Here is a 17741-nt window from a genome sequence, read left to right on the forward strand (position 1 = left end):
AGAGTGACAAGTAATACTGTTTAAATTTGATAACCTGATAGCAAATTATTATTAACATTTGATCTAATTGAGTTACAAGAAATTTCTGACACAGCGCAGGGATTGATGGGAAAAGAAAGCCCGGCAAACGCAGCGATGCCGGGCACAGGGGGATTAAAGATCGAAAAAGACGGTTTCCTTATCACCCTGTAGATAGATATCAAAACGGTACACGGTCTCATTACCGCGCGTCTCTTTTTGGGCGATGAGCGTCTGGCGGCGAACTTCCCACTCAATCAGATTCAGTACCGGATCGGTCTGATTTGCGGCCTGTTCATCGGCAAAGTACATCCGCGTATTGAGGCCTATATTGATGCCGCGCGCGGCTATCCACAGATTAACGTGCGGTGCCATCATGCGACCATCGCGACCCACTACCGGGCCGGGTTTGATGGTTTCGAAGCGCCAGATGCCGCTATCAAAATCAGAGCAGGCGCGACCCCAGCCACGGAAATCGGCATCCAGCGCTTTGCCTTCCTGTCTGTCTGCCGGGTGGTTATAGCGCCCGTTGGCGTTCGCCTGCCAAATCTCCAGCAGGACATCGCGCACCGGCGTGCCTGAACCATCCAGTACACGCCCTTCAATGGTAATGCGCTCGCCCTGAGTATGGCTATTGACCAGTACCGGGCCGAAATTTTTTTCGAAAATATGGAACCCGGCGGCATCAGGCGCGAGGCCGATGTGAACATATGGGCCCGCCGTTTGTGAGGCAGTTTCCTGTAAATACTCTTTCATCGCGCAGCCCCCTGAGTGCGGTTTTCAAACAGTGTTGCACGTTGCCCGCGCAGTACCAGATCAAAGCGATATGCCAGACAATCCAGCGGAATCGCGGCATGTGTATCCAGCTCGGCGATCAGCGTGCGGATGGCATCATCGTTATTGATGGTTTTGACGATAGGGCACTGTTTGATCAGCGTGTCGCCTTCGAAATACATCTGCGTCACCAGACGTTGTGCAAAGGCATCGCCTGATAGCGAAAAGTGAATATGCGAAGGACGCCAGTCGCTCGCCTGATTGCGCCACGGATACGGGCCTGGCTTGATGGTACGGAAGAAGTAGTAGCCATTTTCATCCGTCAGCACGCGGCCGCAGCCGCCAAAATTGGGGTCGATGGGCGCCAGATACTGATCTTTTTTATGGCGATAGCGGCCGCCGGCGTTGGCCTGCCAGACTTCAACCAGCGTGTTTTTCATCGGGCGGCCAAACCCATCGCGCACATAACCGTGAACGATGATGCGTTCGCCAATCGGCAGGCCGTCTTTGGCATAGTTCAGGATCAAATCATTATCCTGAGGCCCCAGATCGTCGCTGGAAAAAACCGGGCCGGTGATTTCTGACAGTGAGTTTTGCAGGGAGATAAGCGCATTACGCGGCGAGCGCAGCACGCTGGTTTTGTAGCCCGGCGCAAACGCGGGCGGGTGACTGCTATAGTCGCGATGGATAACTTCTTGCGGTGACCATTTCGTGCTCATAAGGTGGCTCCGTGTAGGGTGTTGTTTTTGTCGCCACAATGAGTGTGTGTAAATTCAATGTTAATTTAAAGTGAATTTAAGGTGTTTATTTAATAACCTCAGGTTATACCTCTCCGTTTCGCTTACAGCGTCATGCCGATCACACTTTCCAAATTCTTGCCACGCAGTGTCACGAGCTTTTCTACACTCCAGAATATATTCACTGGAGGCATGACATCATGGCGCAAAGCATCACGGCAGATGAGATTCGGGAAGATTTTTCGCAGGCGATGTCGGCAATGTATCAGCAGGAAGTGCCGCAGTACGGCACATTGCTGGAGCTGGTTGCAGACGTGAATCTGGCGGTACTGGAAAATAACACGCGCCTGCATGAACAAATGGTGAATGCGGATGAACTGGCTCGGCTTAACGTTGAGCGTCATGGGGCGATTCGCGTCGGCACGGCTGAGGAGCTGTCGATGCTGCGGCGCATGTTCGCCATTATGGGGATGTACCCGGTTAGCTATTACGATCTCTCTCAGGCGGGCGTGCCGGTACACTCCACAGCCTTTCGTCCGGTAGATGATGCGGCGTTGTCGCGCAATCCATTTCGTGTGTTTACCTCGCTCTTACGCCTTGAATTAATTGACGATCCCGCGCTCAGGCAGCGTGCTGCTGAGATTTTACAGCAGCGTGATATTTTTACCCCGCGTTGCCGCGAACTGATTGCGCTCCATGAAGATCGGGGCGAGTTTACGGCGTCGCAGGCGCAGGATTTTGTCCAGCAAGCGCTGGAAACCTTTCGCTGGCATCAGTCGGCGACGGTCGATCGCGAAACCTATCAGGCGCTGCATCAGCAGCATCGGTTAATTGCCGATGTTGTCTGTTTCCCCGGTTGTCACATCAACCATCTCACGCCGCGCACGCTGGATATCGACCGTGTACAGGCGCTGATGGCGGAATACGGAATTGAACCAAAAGCGGTGATTGAAGGCCCGCCGCGCCGTGATGTTCCGTTGTTATTGCGTCAGACCAGTTTTAAGGCGCTGGAAGAGCCAGTGAAATTTGCCGGTGACGGGCAGGGAACGCATACCGCGCGGTTCGGTGAAATTGAGCAGCGGGGCATCGCGTTAACGCAAAAAGGGCGGGCGCTGTATGACAAATTGCTCAATGAGGCGGGTGTCGGTAGCGATAACCTGACCCATCAACTGCATTTACAGGATGTGTTCAAGGCGTTCCCGGATAGCGAATTTCTGCTCCGTCAGCAGGGGCTCGCCTGGTTTCGTTATCGTCTGACGCCCGCCGGGGAAGCACATCGTCAGGCATTTCATCCTGGCGACGATCCGCAGCCGTTAATTGAGCGCGGTTGGGTGATTGCGCAGCCAATTATTTATGAAGATTTCCTGCCGGTCAGCGCGGCGGGGATTTTTCAGTCCAACCTTGGAAACGGCAATTCGACGCGGCATCACGGAAACGCCAGCCGTGATGCCTTTGAACAGGCGCTGGGCTGCCCGGTGCTGGATGAATTTACGCTCTACGAGCAGGCGGAAGCGCGCAGCAAACGGCGTTGCGGTCTGCTCTGAAACAGGTAATCTTGAGGGAGATTGATAAAGGACGGAATCGATGCAAAACCCCTCAACGCCGCTGGCGGAAACCCGCCAGGGCACACTTCTTGGCCTCGTTGATGAGAATATCCACCTCTGGCGAGGCATTCCCTTCGCGCAACCGCCCGTCGGTGCTTTGCGCTGGCGTGCGCCGCAGCCCGTTCAACCGTGGAGTGGCGTGCGTCAGGCCGATACTTTCTCTGCTTCCTGCTGGCAGAATATCGACTACTGCCGTGAACTGGGCGGTGGCGATCCGGGGCGCTTCTCGGAAGATTGTCTCTATCTGAATGTCTGGTCGCCAGCCGCGCGTTCAGCTCCTTTACCCGTGATGGTGTGGCTGCACGGTGGCGGGTACACCATTGGTGCGGGCGGTCTGCCGCCGTACGACGGCAAAGCGCTGGCGCAGCGAGATGTGGTGGTGGTGACGGTTAACTATCGGCTCGGGCATTTGGGCTTTTTTGCTCATCCTGCCCTTGAAGGAGAAGACGACGAGCCGTTGAATAACTTTGCCCTGATGGATCAAATCGCCGCGCTACGCTGGGTTCAGCAGAACATCGCGGCATTTGGTGGTGACAGCGATAATGTCACGTTATTTGGCGAGTCTGCGGGCGCGCGCAGCGTGCTGTCACTCATGGCATCGCCGAAAGCGGCGGGGCTGTTTCACAAAGCGGTGATCCAGAGTGGCTATACGCTTCCCGATACCCCACGCGAAAAGGCGCTGGAGAAGGGCGTGCAGCTGGCGGCGCACTTTGGCCTGGAGAATGCCAGCGCGGACCAGCTACGTGCGATCCCGCCGGAAAAGTTCTGGCCGCTCGAAGCACCGCTCAATATTGGCCCAACGCCCATCGCCGGAGACGCGGTGCTACCACAGCCCATGCTGGACGTCTTTTTTGCCGGGAAACAGCATGCGATGCCGGTGTTGATTGGTTCGAACAGCGACGAAGCCAGCGTGATGGCGGTGTTTGGTGTTGATCTTGCCGGTGAGATAGAAAAACTCAGGCGAACCCGGCGTCTGGGGCTGGGGCTCATTAAACTGCTCTATCCGGGTGTGAAGGGCGATGAAGAACTCGGGCGTCAGGTGTGCCGGGATATGGCCTTTACCACGCTGGGCTATGTGGTGATGCAGGCTCAACAGCGGGTGAATCAACCCTGCTGGCGCTACTGGTTTGATTATGTGGCCGAAGCGGAACACGCGACTTACGCCAACGGCGCGTGGCATGGCAACGAAGTTCCTTACGTTTTTGATACTCTGACGCTGGCAGAACCTGCCCGATTTTACGTCAATGAGCGAGACAGAGCCTTTGCGGCACAGGTGGCCGCTTATTGGGTGAATTTTGCACATCATGCCAGTGCCACCTGCACTGTACTCAATGGCCCCACTCGCTGGCCCGCATCGGTCCAGGGCCGCGATCGGCTACTGCGAATTGGCCTGAATAAGCACGCAGGTTTTAAAGTGGAGAACCGTTTTATGCGTGCGCGGCTGGCGTTGTTTAAGCGGGTGATGAAGCATCATGTGACGCTGGATTGAGCGTTGTATTGACCTTACGGTCTGTAAGAGGCACTCTACATGTGTCTGGCATATAGAGGGCCTCGGGTTGATTGAAAAATCACTCGGGGCTTTTCTCTATCTGCCCTCCTGCAAATGCCAGGACAGATAGCCTTAAAGGAGTTGTTTATGTCAGCGCCGTTGGTGGCTGTAATCGCCACCGAAGGGTTCAGCCCGTTTCACCTCTCCGTACCGGAGATTATTTTTAGCCAAATCCTGCCGGGTGATGCGTTATTTCGTTATGTGGTTTGCGCCGAAAATCCGGGGATAATCCCCTCGAAATCGGGCATGTCAGTATCCGTTGAACACGGGCTCGACACCCTGAATGATGCCGACATTGTTATTATCCCATTCTGGGCACATCCCGAAGAAAAACCCTCCGTTGCGCTGCTCAACGCCTTGCTGGCAGCCCGCCTGCGAGGCGCGAATATTGTCGGGCTTTGTCTTGGGACGTATGTGCTTGCCTACGCCGGGCTTCTGGATAACCACCGGGCCGCGACTCACTGGGAGTTTGAAGCGGATTTTACGGCACGTTTCCCCTGCATACAGCTCGATACCAACTCGCTCTACGTGGATGACGACCATCTGATCACCTCCGCCGGCACGGCTGCCGGGATCGATTGCTGCCTCTATGTGCTGCGTAAATATTATGGCAGCGCCGTTGCCAATAAAGTCGCCCGCCGCATGGTGATCCCCCCGTATCGTGAGGGGGGTCAGGCCCAGTTTATTGAATGTGCCGTGCCGAAAAACACCAAAGATAGCCGAATTAATGCTTTGCTGGATTACCTGCGCGGCCATCTTGATAAACCACACGATGTTGACTCGCTGGCGAATTTCGTTTCGATGGCGCGGCGTACCTTTACCCGCAACTTCACCCGAGCAACGGGCGTATCGCCGGTGGAATGGTTGCAGGTTGAACGTCTGCGCTACAGCCAGACGTTGCTGGAATCAACGGACCATAGCGTGGAAATGATCGCCAGTTTGTCAGGGTTTAACTCGCCGGTTTCTTATCGTCAGGGATTTAAACAACGGTTTGGCGTGAGCCCGAGTGAGTGGCGCAAGATGTTTCGTGGTAAATAACGTTTTTTATACACAAATTTACACCTTATTCAGTCTCTTCCCCTCGACAGAATCTTTTTGCGCCAGTCAGAACAATTTATCGCGCCAACAATTGGATTATTAATCAATTTTGTCTAGAGTGGTCGGACTTAACGACGTAACCGTTTACCGCATTCTTCTCTTAAAAAGGACGCTTTCTCAGGCATGAACCGCAGACACTTTCTTAAATCATCAATGGCTGTTGCCGCCGTGTGCGGGACATCCGGTGTAGCCTCCCTTTTTTCTCAGGCTGCGTTAGCGCAGGAGTCGGATATTGCGGACGGCCAGACCCGTCGTTTCGACTTTTCCGTGCTGCAGTCTATGGCACACGATCTCTCCCGTCAGCCATGGGGCGGCGCGCCGCGTCCGTTGCCGGAGACGCTGGCGAACATGACGCCGCAGGCCTACAACAGCATTCAATATGATGCCGCACATTCTCTGTGGAACAACGTTGACGATCGCCAGTTAGACATCCAGTTCTTCCACGTGGGGATGGGGTTCCGCCGTCGCGTGCGGATGTTCTCCGTGGATGCCGCGACGCAGCAGGCGCGCGAAGTGCATTTCCGTCCGGAACTGTTTAAATACACCGACACGGGCGTTGATACCAAACAGCTGGAAGGGCAGACCGACCTCGGATTTGCCGGGTTCCGCGCGTTCAAAGCGCCGGAGCTGGCGCGTCGCGATATCGTTTCTTTCCTTGGCGCGAGCTACTTCCGCGCAGTCGACAGTACTTATCAGTACGGTTTGTCCGCCCGAGGGCTTGCGGTGGATACCTACACCGACAGTCTGGAAGAGTTCCCGGACTTCACCTCGTTCTGGTTTGAAACGGTGAAACCCGGGGCAACCGTCTTTACGGTTTACGCGCTGCTCGACAGCCCAAGCGTGACCGGCGCGTATAAGTTCATCATCAACTGTGCGGAAAGCCAGGTGATAATGGACGTCGAAAATCATATCTACGCGCGTAAAGACATCAAACAGCTGGGTATCGCCCCGATGACCAGTATGTTCAGCTGTGGCAATAATGAACGCCGCGTCTGCGACACCATCCACCCGCAAATTCATGACTCCGATCGTCTGGCAATGTGGCTGGGTAACGGTGAGTGGATTTGCCGTCCGCTGAATAACCCGCAGAAACTGCAATTCAACGCTTATCAGGACAAAAACCCGAAAGGCTTTGGCTTGTTGCAACTGGATCGCGATTTCACGCACTATCAGGACATCATGGGTTGGTACAACAAGCGCCCGAGCCTGTGGGTTGAGCCGCGTAATCAGTGGGGCAAAGGAGCCGTCAGCTTGATGGAAATCCCGACCACCGGTGAAACGCTGGATAACATTGTTTGCTTCTGGCAGCCGGAAAAACCGGTGAAAGCGGGCGATACGCTCAATTTCAGCTACCGTCTTTACTGGAGCGCGATGCCGCCGGTGCGTTCACCGCTGGCCCGCGTGATGGCGACCCGTACCGGTATGGGCAGTTTCCCGGAAGGCTGGGCACCGGGCGAGCATTACCCGGAAAAATGGTCACGTCGTTTTGCTATCGATTTCGTTGGCGGCGATTTGAAAGCGGCCGCACCGAAGGGTATCGAGCCGGTCATTACGCTCTCCAGCGGGGAAGCCAAACAAATTGAGATCCTCTACGTGGAACCGTTCGACGGCTACCGCATTCTCTTTGACTGGTATCCGACCTCCGATTCAACCGACCCGGTTGATATGCGTATGTTCCTGCGCTGTCAGGGTGATGCCATCAGTGAAACCTGGTTGTATCAGTATTTCCCGCCCGCGCCGGATAAACGTCAGTACGTTGATGACCGCGTGATGAAGTAATCGAGCAAACTGTAACCTGTAGGCCGGATAAGCGAAGCGCCATCCGGCTTTTTTATTGAGGAAACACCATGCCTTCGCAGGAGATTATCCCGGTTAGCCCTACGTTGAGCCTCCACGCGGTTGATGAAAGCCACGTACCGGCGCTGCACCAGTTGGTTATCAAAAACAGAGACTGGCTTTCTGCGTCAATGAACTGGCCGCTGTTGGTCACCCGCGAGCAGGACACGCGCCAGCATGTGCTGGGCAATATGATGCTGCATCAGCGCGGCATCGTGAAAATGTTCATGATTTTCGAGCGTGACACGCTGGTGGGGGTACTGTCGTTTAATCAGATTGAACCGACCAACAAGACCGGTTATATCGGTTACTGGCTGGATGAGTCTGAGCAAGGCAAAGGCATTCTTTCCGCCTCGTTGCAGGCGTTTATTGACTACTTTGTACAACGCGGCGAAGTCCGACGCTTCGTCATTAAATGCCGCGTGGATAACGCGCGCAGCAATCAGGTTGCCTTACGTAACGGGTTTAGCCTCGAAGGCTGTCTGAAGCAGGCGGAATTTCTCAACGGCGTTTATTACGATCAAAATATCTACGCACGGATTATCGACAACGCGTCAAAGTGATCCTAACAGCGGCGTGCGCGTAATACGCTGCTCGCCGCGGATCACCGCGCGTCCGCGCAAATGAATAACGTCATCACCAAAGGCTTCGACAACGGCATCACCTTCAATCTCAACATGATGCTCGATCACCACATCGCCGCGAATACGGGCATGCCCGTAAATCAATACGTTATCGTCGAGCAGAATTGGGCCGCCCTGAAGCCAGGCGTGACCGCCGACGCGCACGTGATGTTTCAACAGGCAATTGCCTTCAATGACCGCATTTTCAGCCACCTGCGAGCTGTATCGCAGGGTGGGGATGGCGTCTTCACCGGCCCCGGCTACCACCCGTGCGTTGCCATACACTTTCGCGCAGTCGCAGACCCAGACGTCATTTTCTTCGTTGCCTTCCAGCAGGGCACGTTCGAAAATCTCCGCCCGATGTTCAACAAAAGCATGATTCACAATCGCTTCACCATAAATTTGTGCCTGGTGAACAATTCGCGAGCGGCTCACCGTCGCGTGGTCGTAAATCTGAAGCACTTGATCGTTATCAGGCGTCAACCCCTGGGCGGCAATCACCTGGCTATGGTGTAAAACGCGCGCGTTGCCAAACAGGTGACAATATCCGCGAACGGTGGATGCCTGCACGGTGACGTTGTCACTTATCAGGGCGTAATGACTGATTTTACTGCAATCGATCCAGGCCTCTCCGCGGATATGCGCATGATGGCTGACTTCGCAAGGCTGCGTCAGGCGAGCGTTTCCTTCGATATGCGCGCCTGCAAATACCACGCTGTTTTCATCGTAGATCCAACAGTCGCCTTGCTGACTGAGCGCATTTTCGTCGTCTACCCAACCGCCCGCGCTGCCTGCGGTGACATCGGCAAAGTCACGCAGGGCGATGATTTGCCGCACCACAACGTTGCGTTTATCGCCATTTTGCGTAAACGAGTGTGTGCGGGTCTGTTCGCTAAGGCGGTATTTTTTCATCGGTTATTCTCATTGCTTCGCACTAAGATAAACGTAGCAAATATTGCAGGTAGCGGGCATTTAAAGATTACTTTAAAATGCATCTTCAAAATTAGTTGATAATATAAACAGAATGAAGAATTCGAAGTGTGAGAGCAAGGTGTTGAATTTACCCGCTGGCTATTTTGGCATGGTGTTGGGGACCATCGGGATGGGGTTTGCCTGGCGCTACGCCAGCACGATTTGGCCGGTGAGCCGGGCGATTGGCGACGGTCTGGTGATTCTGGCCATCGTTATGTGGAGCCTGCTGGCACTGGCGTTTATCAGCCGGGCGATACGCTTTCCGCATAGCGTCATTGACGAAATGCGGCATCCGATTGCCAGCAGCTTTGTCAGCCTGTTTCCGGCGACAACGATGCTGGTGTCAATTGGCGTTACGCCGTGGGACAGACCGATTGCGCTGGTGTTGTTTGCCGTGGGGGTCACGCTGCAACTGGGTTATGCCGCCTGGCAAACGGCGGGGCTGTGGCGCGGAGAACATCCCGAAGGCGCCACCACGCCGGGGCTCTATTTACCGACCGTGGCGAATAACTTTATCAGCACCATGGCCTGCGGCGCGCTGGGTTTTAACGACGCCGGGCTGGCGTTTCTGGGGGCGGGCGTAATTTCATGGATCACGCTCGAACCGGCAATCGTTCAGCGCTTGCGTAGCGGCGGCGAATTGCCGATGCCGCTGCGTACTTCACTGGGGATTCAACTTGCCCCGGCGCTGGTGGCCTGTAGCGCATGGCTGAGCGTCAACGGCGGGCATGCTGATGTCTTCGCCAAAATGCTGTTTGGTTATGGCCTGCTGCAACTGCTGTTTATGCTGCGCCTGATGCCCTGGTATCTGCGTCAGGCTTTTAATGCGTCGTTCTGGAGCTTCTCGTTTGGTATCTCCGCGCTTGCCACGACGGCGCTGCATTTGGGCCATGCCAGTGGCGTCGGTTTCTACCATCACCTGGCGTTGCCGATGTTTATCTTTACCAATTTTATTATTGGCCTGTTATTGATACGCACGCTGGTGTTACTGCTTCAGGGGAAACTGCTGGTCCGTGTTGACCGTTCTGTCTTAGAGAAAAGTAAGGATTGATGATGACGATTCGTGATGAAAACTACTTTAGCGAAAAATATGGCCTGACCCGCACGCATTCCGAGGTGCTGGAGGCGGCGAAAGTGATTACGCCTGGCAAAACGTTGGATCTCGGCTGCGGTAACGGGCGTAACGCGCTCTACCTTGCCGCAAACGGTTTTGACGTTACGGCATGGGATAAGAATCCGGCAAGCATCAATAACCTGGAATCCATCCGCCGTGAAGAAGGGCTGGAGAATTTACAATCGGCAATTAAGGATCTCAATGCACTGAGCTTTGAAGGGGAGTACGACTTTATTCTTTCGACCGTAGTGATGATGTTCCTGCAACCGGAAACGATTCCTGGTTTGATTGCGAATATGCAGCGTTGTACGCAGCCCGGCGGATATAACCTGATTGTCGCAGCGATGGATACTGAAGACTATCCTTGTACCGTAGGTTTCCCTTTTGCGTTTAAAACGGATGAGCTACGTCACTACTATGCAGGCTGGAACTTACTTAAATATAACGAGAATCCAGGTGAACTGCACCGTACTGATGCCAATGGCAATCGCATTAAACTGCGTTTTGCCACAATGCTGGCGCAAAAAACGGCATAACGGCTAAAAGTCCCACTATTCCCTTTTTCTTATCATAAATTACCGGCTAAAAATTACGCCGGTAATTTTTTATTCGCCTGCTAACTAATTATTTTTTTTCTATAAATTGCGAGCGACAACCATTTTTGCAACAACAGGCAGTTCATTCCTTTGCTACAACTCTTTTGAAATCGTACCTCTATCAGGATTAAACCCATGCGTACTCATACGTTCTTCAAAGTTGCGGCCCTTGCCGGTGTTATTGCTCTGTCTGGTTGTGCGTCGAAAGTCGCGGAACCTACGCAGTATTCCGGCTTTTTAAAAGATTATTCGAATCTGCAGGAAACTACCTCCGCAACGGGCAAACCGACCCTGCGTTGGGTGGATCCTAATTACAATCCTAAAAATTATGACAGCATTGTTTATAACCCTGTGGTCTATTATCCGACGCCGAAACCGAGCACCCAGATTGGCCAAAAAGCGCTGGATGATATTCGTACTTACACCGATCAACAGATTAAACAGGCTGTCTCACAGCATAAAAAAATCGTTGCCACCCCAGGGCCACGTAGCCTGATCTTCCGTGGTGCAATTACCGCCGTCGATTCGAGTAATGAAGGGCTCCAGTTCTACGAAGTGGTGCCAATTGCGTTAGTGGTTGCCGGTACCCAAATGGCGACCGGTCACCGTACGATGGATACCCATCTTTTCTTCGAGGGTGAGTTGATCGATGCGGCAACCAATAAACCGGTGGTGAAAGTAGTGCGTAAAGGCGAAGGGAAAGATCTCAACAATGAGAATACCCCGATGACGCTGCAAACCCTGAAAAAGACCATCGACGATATGGCGGTGGATGCCGTTAAATTCGACCCGGCAATGAAATAATCGAAAATCGGGTGGCCCAGGCCACCCGATTTTTTACGCCTGTTTCATTTTCAGCCGCGTCTTTAAAAGCCCCGCAGGCACCCGCGCAAACATCACCAGATTCCCGACTAAAATCAGCACCAGCCCGATAATGGCGTTGGCATGCCACTGATAGCCTTCGTACAACGTCGAGAGCGTCAGCGCGACCAGCGGAAACAGTAACGTGCTGTACGCCGCGTTGCTGGCACCGATTCTGCCTACCAGGGTGAAGTAGGCGCCAAAGGCAATCACCGAGCCAAAAATAGCCAGGTAGAACAGGGCACCCAGATAGCTCGTGGTCCACTGCGGCGTAAAGTTATCGCCGCGTAGCAGAGCGATTGCCCCAATGATCAGCGTGCCGTAGAGCATCGCCCAGCTATTGGTGGTCAGCGTTTCCAGCCCGCGTCGCTGGTGGCGGATACTGAGCATATTGCCCAGCGAGAAGCCGTAGGTGCCAAGGGCACTCAACAGGATCCCCGGTAGCATCGTGCTACTCAGCCCGGATACCTGAAGATCGTCCCAGAACAGGGTGATAATCCCGACCAGTCCCAGCAGTGCGGCAAGGTAAAAGCGTCCTGGCGGCGTCTGGCGAAAAAAAAGAAAACTGTTGATGGCGTTAAAGAGTACCGCCATCGAGAAAATCACCGATTCCAGCCCGGTGTTAATCCAGCTTGCGGCGGTGTAAAAACACCAGAAGTTAAAGCCGAACACACAACAACCCTGCAAGATGCAAAAAAGATGGTCGCGTAAGGCGAGGCGACGCAGACGGCGAGCCAGGAGCAGAATCGTCAGCATGGTGACGCTGGCAATTGCGAAGCGCCAGAAGATAGACACGGTAGCCGGTACCGGGCCTTGTTGTAAAAAAATGGCGATCCACGTCGTGCCCCAGATGGCGACAACCAGTATGTAGAGCAGTGCGTTCATGCGCGTTCCTCAATAACCCTGAAAAGCGCAGTTTGACGCGTCTTGCTGGGTGGCGCTTGCAGCGCCTTGCCACTGACTTGCAAATTCTTGCGGATTTTTTGTGAGCAAAGTCGAACAACTCTGGCAATCATGGGCGTCGCTACATAGACTAGCTCTATGAATCATCGTGATACAGACCGCTAATGACACATTCCTACGCTACTCTGGAACGCCTGCAAAGTCAGAACGCCGTGCTGCGTGATACGGTTGTGCTTAATTCAGGTATCCAGCTTGCGGCCTGGTATAATAATTGTGACACTGTCACCGTTGAAAGCGATCATCATACGCTGAGTCTTTATGTAGCGGATGGCTATGAAAGCTATCAGAAAACGCCGCACGGATGGAAAAATGGCGGCGGCCCGGACCGCTTCTGCCTGATGCCGCAGGCGTGTGAATCAACGTGGGATATTCGCGGCGACCTCTCTTTCGTGCATCTCTATTGCACTGACCATCATCTGAAACAGATTGGCGAGCAGATCTGGGACCGAAGCCCGACGGCTATTCAGCTTGAGGAAAAATCCTTTGCCGATGACGCTAAAATCACCGCGCTTTATCGTCAGTTTCTGCTGAGCTGCGACTGGCAGCAACCTGCAAGCCAGCTGACTTTGAGCAGCGCCAGTACACTGCTGCTGACACATCTTATCCAGAATTACGCCTCCGTTCAGTGGCGGCTGCCTGTTGTGACGGGCGGCCTCGCGCCAACCGTGCTGCGCAATGTGCTGGCGTGGATTGACGACAACCTGTCGCAACCGCTGACGCTTGCGGACCTGGCCGCACAGGCCGCACTCAGCGAATATCATTTTGCGCGTATGTTTCGTCAGTCAACCGGTCTTGCGCCGCACCAGTATGTGATGCAACGACGGATGGATCATGCCGAACAACTGGTGCGCACGACCGCGTTACCGCTGACCGACATCGCGCTGGCCTGCGGGTTTAGCTCGGCCAGCCACTTCAGTAATCGCTTTAAACGCGTGCAGGGCGTTACGCCATCGCAGCTACGCGCGGCGCACCTGCGATAGCAGCGCATAACTTGCGCCACCCAGTATTAACCCCCAGAAAGCCGAGCCGACTCCGGCGAGCGAAAGCCCGCTGGCGGTGACCAAAAAAGTGACCATTGCCGCGTCACGTTCATTCACCTGGTGCAGTGCCTGATACAGACTACCGCTTAGCGTTCCCAGCAACGCCAGCCCTGCCAGCATTTCAATCCAGGCGGCGGGAAGTGATGCCATCAACGCCGTGATTGACCCGCCAAATAGGCCGGCCAACAGATAAAATACGCCGGCAGCGGCAGCGGCACGCCAGCGTTGCGCGGCTTGTGGATGCGCGTCCGGGCTTTGGCAAATAGCCGCGGTAATCGCGGCGATACAGACGGAGTAAACGCCGAACGGCGCGAACAGCAACGCCAGCCCCCCGGTAAATACGATCAGCGGGGAGGCGGGAATGTGATAGCCCGAAGCCTGCAATGTGGCGAATCCCGGCGCGTTCTGTGAGGCCATGGTGACCAGAAAAAAGGGGACTCCGACGCTTAGCAGCAGCGCGGGAGAAAAATGTGGCGGGATAAATTCAGGCGCAACGAGGGTGAAAGTGAGCGTATTGCGCTGCACCTCGCCACCCAGCCAGGCCACCAGACTACCGACTATCAGGGCTGCCACTACTGCATAACGTGGCGCGAAGACTTTACAGAGAAGCCAGGCAAGCAGCATGCTACCGCAGAGGACAAGGTGATTTTGCAGGCTGGAAAACGCCTGTAACCCGAAGCGCAGTAAGATCCCCGCCAGCATTGCCGCCGCCAGCGAATGTGGAACCCATTTCATTAACCGGGCAAATAACCCGGTCACGCCGCACAATACAATCAGCGCGTTTGCGAAGATAAAAATCCCCACCGCCTCGTTGAGCGTTGCACCCTGTAAGCCACCCACCAGTAGCGCTGCGCCTGGCGTTGACCAGGCCGTTAAGATTGGCGCTTTTTTCCAGAGCGTCAGCGCCAGCGTGCTGCTCCCCATTGCCAGCCCTAACGCCGTCATCCAGCCGGCAATTTGCGTGGCGTTTGCCCCCGCAGCGGCAGCGGCCTGCCAGATGATTGCGGCTGAGCTGGCGTAGCCCACCAGCACCGCGACGAACCCCGCCATCAGCGTTGGGAAGGGGCAAAAACGAGTGAACATACTGACCTCTTGTGCGTTATAGCGTCCAAAAGAACTGTAGCATTGGGCGTTATAACGCACAAGCAGTGATGATTAGCACAGGCTGTTCAGTAAACCTTTGATATAATAAAGCCGTTTCTGCACTGGAGAGGTGATATGAATATTGCACAACATCTGTCAGCCACGCTGAGATCGCTGCGCCAGCAACGCGAGTGGAGTCTGTCGCGGCTGGCGGAAGAGACCGGCGTGTCCAAAGCGATGCTGGGGCAAATCGAGCGTAATGAATCCAGCCCGACGGTGGCGACGTTGTGGAAAATTGCCACTGGCTTGAATGTACCGTTTTCAGTTTTTATCACTCCACCGCAGGTTGAGGTGCCCGGCGCGTTTGATCCACAGCAGCAGGCGATGGTTGTTACGCCGGTTTTTCCGTGGGACCCGGAACTGTGCTTTGACCACTTTTCCATCGTGCTGGCCCCCGGCGCGTTAAGCGAATCGACGCCGCATGAAAAGGGCGTCATTGAGCACGTCGTGGCCATCAGCGGCACGCTCGATATGCGCGTGGCGGGTGTGTGGCGCAGCCTGACGCCAGGGGAAGGGTTACGTTTTGCCGGTGACGAAGCGCATGCTTATCGCAACAGCAGCGACCAGCCCGCGCATTTTCATTCGTTGATTCACTACCCAAAAGAAAAAACCGCAAGCGAGCTTGCGGTGCGTCATAGAGACAGTAATCATCAATAACGTGACGAGGAAATCCGGAATACGCACTCACTGTAATCGGCCCGGTGTGCGCGCGGAAATAGTTAATTCTTCAATACTTTGCCGGAAATGAGAAATTGACCGCGCAGACGTGGTGGAAAAGTGTTTGGTCTGCGCCAGGATCTGACTACAATAGCCGCCATTTTGACCCCAACGGATAACAACGACAGTATGCGCCTGCAAAACCATCATCTTGAATTACTGAGCCCGGCCCGAGATACGGCGATTGCCCGCGAAGCCATTCTTCACGGTGCGGACGCGGTTTATATCGGTGGACCTGGCTTTGGTGCTCGCCATAATGCCAGCAACAGCCTGAGTGATATTGCCGAACTGGTGCCTTTCGCCCACCGCTACGGTGCGAAGATTTTTATCACGCTTAATACCATTCTTCATGATGATGAGCTGGAGCCCGCGCAGAAGCTGATTACCGATCTCTACGAGACCGGCGTTGATGCATTGATTGTGCAGGATATGGGCATATTGCAGCTGGATATCCCGCCCATTGAGCTGCATGCCAGTACGCAGTGCGATATCCGCAGCGTTGAGAAAGCGAAATTCCTTTCTGACGTAGGCTTCAGTCAGATCGTGCTGGCGCGCGAGCTGAACCTGCAACAGATTCAGGCAATTCATGAAAGCACCGACGCGACCATCGAATTCTTTATTCATGGCGCGCTGTGTGTGGCCTATTCCGGCCAGTGCAATATTTCTCACGCCCAGACCGGGCGCAGCGCTAACCGTGGTGATTGCTCACAGGCCTGCCGTCTGCCTTATACCCTGAAGGACGATCAGGGGCGCGTAGTGGCGTTCGAAAAACATTTGCTGTCGATGAAAGATAACGATCAAACCGCCAACCTTGGCGCGTTGATTGATGCGGGTGTCCGCTCCTTCAAAATTGAAGGGCGATACAAAGACATGAGCTATGTGAAAAATATCACCGCCCATTATCGCCAGATGCTCGATGCGATTATTGAAGAACGCGGCGACCTGGCGCGCGCTTCTGCGGGGCGTACGGAACATTTCTTTATTCCGTCTACTGATAAAACATTCCATCGCGGCAGCACGGACTATTTCGTTAACGCGCGTAAAGGTGACATCGGTGCCTTTGATTCGCCGAAGTTCGTAGGTCTACCGGTCGGTGAAGTGCTGAAAGTCAGCAAAGATCACCTGGATGTAGAAGTGACCGAACCGTTAGCCAATGGCGATGGCCTGAACGTGCTGATTAAACGCGAAGTGGTGGGCTTCCGTGCGAATACGGTCGAGAAAACCGGTGAAAACCGTTATCGCGTTTGGCCAAATGAAATGCCTGCCGATCTGTATAAGGTGCGCCCAAATCACGTCCTTAACCGTAACCTTGACCATAACTGGCAGCAGGCGTTGCTGAAAACTTCCAGCGAACGCCGCATCGGCGTGGACGTTGAACTGTCGGGCTGGCAGGAGCAACTGGTGTTAACCATGACCAGCGAAGATGGCGTCAGCGTCACCCATACGCTGGATGGCGAATTTGCCCCGGCCAACAATGCGGAAAAAGCGCTGAGCCAGTTGCAGGACGGTATCGCTAAGCTGGGCCAGACCTGTTATTACCCGCGCCGCACCGACGTGCAGTTAGCGGAAGCGTTGTTTGTCCCAAACAGTGTGCTGAACCAGTTGCGTCGCGAAACCGTAGAAATGCTGGAAACGGCGCGTCTGGCGGCGTATCAACGCGGCAGCCGTAAACCGGTCAGTACGCCAGCGCCGGTCTATCCGGAAACGCATCTTAGTTTCCTGGCAAACGTCTACAACCACAAAGCGCGTGAATTCTATCAGACCTTTGGTGTGAAGCTTATCGATGCGGCGTATGAAGCGCATGAAGAGAAGGGCGATGTGCCGGTAATGATCACCAAACACTGCCTGCGTTTTGCCTTTAATCTGTGCCCGAAACAGGCCAAAGGGTCAATCAAGAGCTGGCGCGCTACGCCGATGCAACTGGTTCACGGTGATGAAGTGTTGACGCTGAAGTTTGATTGTCGCCCGTGTGAGATGCATGTCGTCGGGAAAATCAAGAATCACATCCTGAAGATGCCGCTGCCGGGAAGCGTGGTCGGATCGGTCAGCCCGGATGAACTGCTGAAGACGTTGCCTAAGCGTAAGTAAAAGCTAAC

General features: G+C 54.4%; 16 protein-coding genes. 11 read left to right on the top strand and 5 right to left on the bottom strand.

What is annotated here, in order from left to right; genetic code table 11:
- Positions 1-153 precede the first annotated feature (153 nt).
- Together pcaG and pcaH are read right to left on the bottom strand one after the other, a co-directional pair.
- Entirely contained in the window at positions 154-774 is a 621-nt protein-coding gene (gene pcaG / locus AC1MKH_RS11880; RefSeq protein ID WP_015964529.1) for a protocatechuate 3,4-dioxygenase subunit alpha, read from the bottom strand.
- Positions 771-1511, bottom strand: coding sequence for a protocatechuate 3,4-dioxygenase subunit beta (pcaH, locus tag AC1MKH_RS11885; protein WP_276221401.1), 741 nt, complete (start codon positions 1509-1511; stop codon positions 771-773). The genes pcaG and pcaH overlap by 4 nt, the downstream gene beginning before the upstream one ends.
- 218 nt (positions 1512-1729) lie before the next feature.
- Here pcaH and hglS point away from each other — a divergent pair, with 218 nt between their 5' ends.
- The 5 genes from hglS to rimL all read left to right on the top strand — a co-directional run bounded on the left by hglS (position 1730) and on the right by rimL (position 8179).
- Positions 1730-3073: a 2-oxoadipate dioxygenase/decarboxylase HglS gene (hglS, locus tag AC1MKH_RS11890; protein WP_276221399.1), complete on the top strand. Its 1344-nt coding sequence runs from the start codon at positions 1730-1732 to the stop codon at positions 3071-3073.
- Between the two features lie 40 nt (positions 3074-3113).
- Complete coding sequence (locus AC1MKH_RS11895) at positions 3114-4622, top strand: carboxylesterase/lipase family protein (RefSeq protein ID WP_276221398.1); 1509 nt, start codon at positions 3114-3116, stop codon at positions 4620-4622.
- A 147-nt stretch (positions 4623-4769) separates the two neighbouring features.
- Positions 4770-5720: a GlxA family transcriptional regulator gene (locus AC1MKH_RS11900; RefSeq protein ID WP_327621878.1), complete on the top strand. Its 951-nt coding sequence runs from the start codon at positions 4770-4772 to the stop codon at positions 5718-5720.
- Positions 5721-5903: 183 nt separating this feature from the next.
- On the top strand, positions 5904-7559 hold the full coding sequence (locus AC1MKH_RS11905) for a glucan biosynthesis protein D (RefSeq protein ID WP_276221394.1): 1656 nt from the start codon (positions 5904-5906) through the stop codon (positions 7557-7559).
- Positions 7560-7627: 68 nt separating this feature from the next.
- Complete coding sequence (gene rimL / locus AC1MKH_RS11910) at positions 7628-8179, top strand: 50S ribosomal protein L7/L12-serine acetyltransferase (protein ID WP_276221392.1); 552 nt, start codon at positions 7628-7630, stop codon at positions 8177-8179.
- On the opposite strand, the gene ydcK is transcribed toward rimL, so the two are convergent.
- On the bottom strand, positions 8171-9151 hold the full coding sequence (gene ydcK, locus AC1MKH_RS11915; protein WP_276221390.1) for a YdcK family protein: 981 nt from the start codon (positions 9149-9151) through the stop codon (positions 8171-8173). The two genes, rimL and ydcK, sit on opposite strands and share 9 nt — an antisense overlap.
- Positions 9152-9263: 112 nt before the next feature.
- Here ydcK and tehA point away from each other — a divergent pair, with 112 nt between their 5' ends.
- The 3 genes from tehA to AC1MKH_RS11930 all read left to right on the top strand — a co-directional run bounded on the left by tehA (position 9264) and on the right by AC1MKH_RS11930 (position 11725).
- A complete protein-coding gene (gene tehA / locus AC1MKH_RS11920) occupies positions 9264-10262 on the top strand; it encodes a dicarboxylate transporter/tellurite-resistance protein TehA (RefSeq protein ID WP_276221388.1) in 999 nt (332 codons plus the stop codon).
- Between the two features lie 2 nt (positions 10263-10264).
- A complete protein-coding gene (tehB, locus tag AC1MKH_RS11925; RefSeq protein WP_276221556.1) occupies positions 10265-10861 on the top strand; it encodes a tellurite resistance methyltransferase TehB in 597 nt (198 codons plus the stop codon).
- A gap of 195 nt (positions 10862-11056) precedes the next feature.
- Entirely contained in the window at positions 11057-11725 is a 669-nt protein-coding gene (locus AC1MKH_RS11930) for a DUF3313 domain-containing protein (RefSeq protein WP_276221386.1), read from the top strand.
- A gap of 33 nt (positions 11726-11758) precedes the next feature.
- On the opposite strand, the gene AC1MKH_RS11935 is transcribed toward AC1MKH_RS11930, so the two are convergent.
- On the bottom strand, positions 11759-12667 hold the full coding sequence (locus AC1MKH_RS11935) for a DMT family transporter (protein WP_276221384.1): 909 nt from the start codon (positions 12665-12667) through the stop codon (positions 11759-11761).
- A 182-nt stretch (positions 12668-12849) separates the two neighbouring features.
- On the opposite strand from AC1MKH_RS11935, the gene AC1MKH_RS11940 reads away from it, so the two are divergent.
- Positions 12850-13725, top strand: a complete 876-nt coding sequence (locus tag AC1MKH_RS11940; protein WP_276221382.1) for a helix-turn-helix domain-containing protein — start codon at positions 12850-12852, stop codon at positions 13723-13725.
- Here the strand turns inward: AC1MKH_RS11940 and AC1MKH_RS11945 are convergent.
- Positions 13702-14868 carry a benzoate/H(+) symporter BenE family transporter gene (locus AC1MKH_RS11945; RefSeq protein WP_276221380.1) on the bottom strand — a complete coding sequence of 389 codons (1167 nt, stop codon included), beginning with the start codon at positions 14866-14868 and terminating at the stop codon, positions 13702-13704. The two genes, AC1MKH_RS11940 and AC1MKH_RS11945, sit on opposite strands and share 24 nt — an antisense overlap.
- Before the next feature lie 135 nt (positions 14869-15003).
- Between AC1MKH_RS11945 and AC1MKH_RS11950 the strand changes: the two genes are divergently transcribed.
- Both AC1MKH_RS11950 and AC1MKH_RS11955 read left to right on the top strand, forming a co-directional pair.
- Positions 15004-15585, top strand: coding sequence for a helix-turn-helix domain-containing protein (locus tag AC1MKH_RS11950; RefSeq protein ID WP_276221378.1), 582 nt, complete (start codon positions 15004-15006; stop codon positions 15583-15585).
- A gap of 189 nt (positions 15586-15774) precedes the next feature.
- The gene (locus tag AC1MKH_RS11955) at positions 15775-17733 is read left to right on the top strand and encodes a peptidase U32 family protein (protein ID WP_276221554.1); all 1959 of its coding nucleotides are present in this window, start codon (positions 15775-15777) and stop codon (positions 17731-17733) included.
- The last annotated feature ends 8 nt before the right edge of the window (positions 17734-17741 follow it).

The sequence above is a fragment of the Pseudocitrobacter sp. CD920760 genome, from assembly GCF_057782505.1.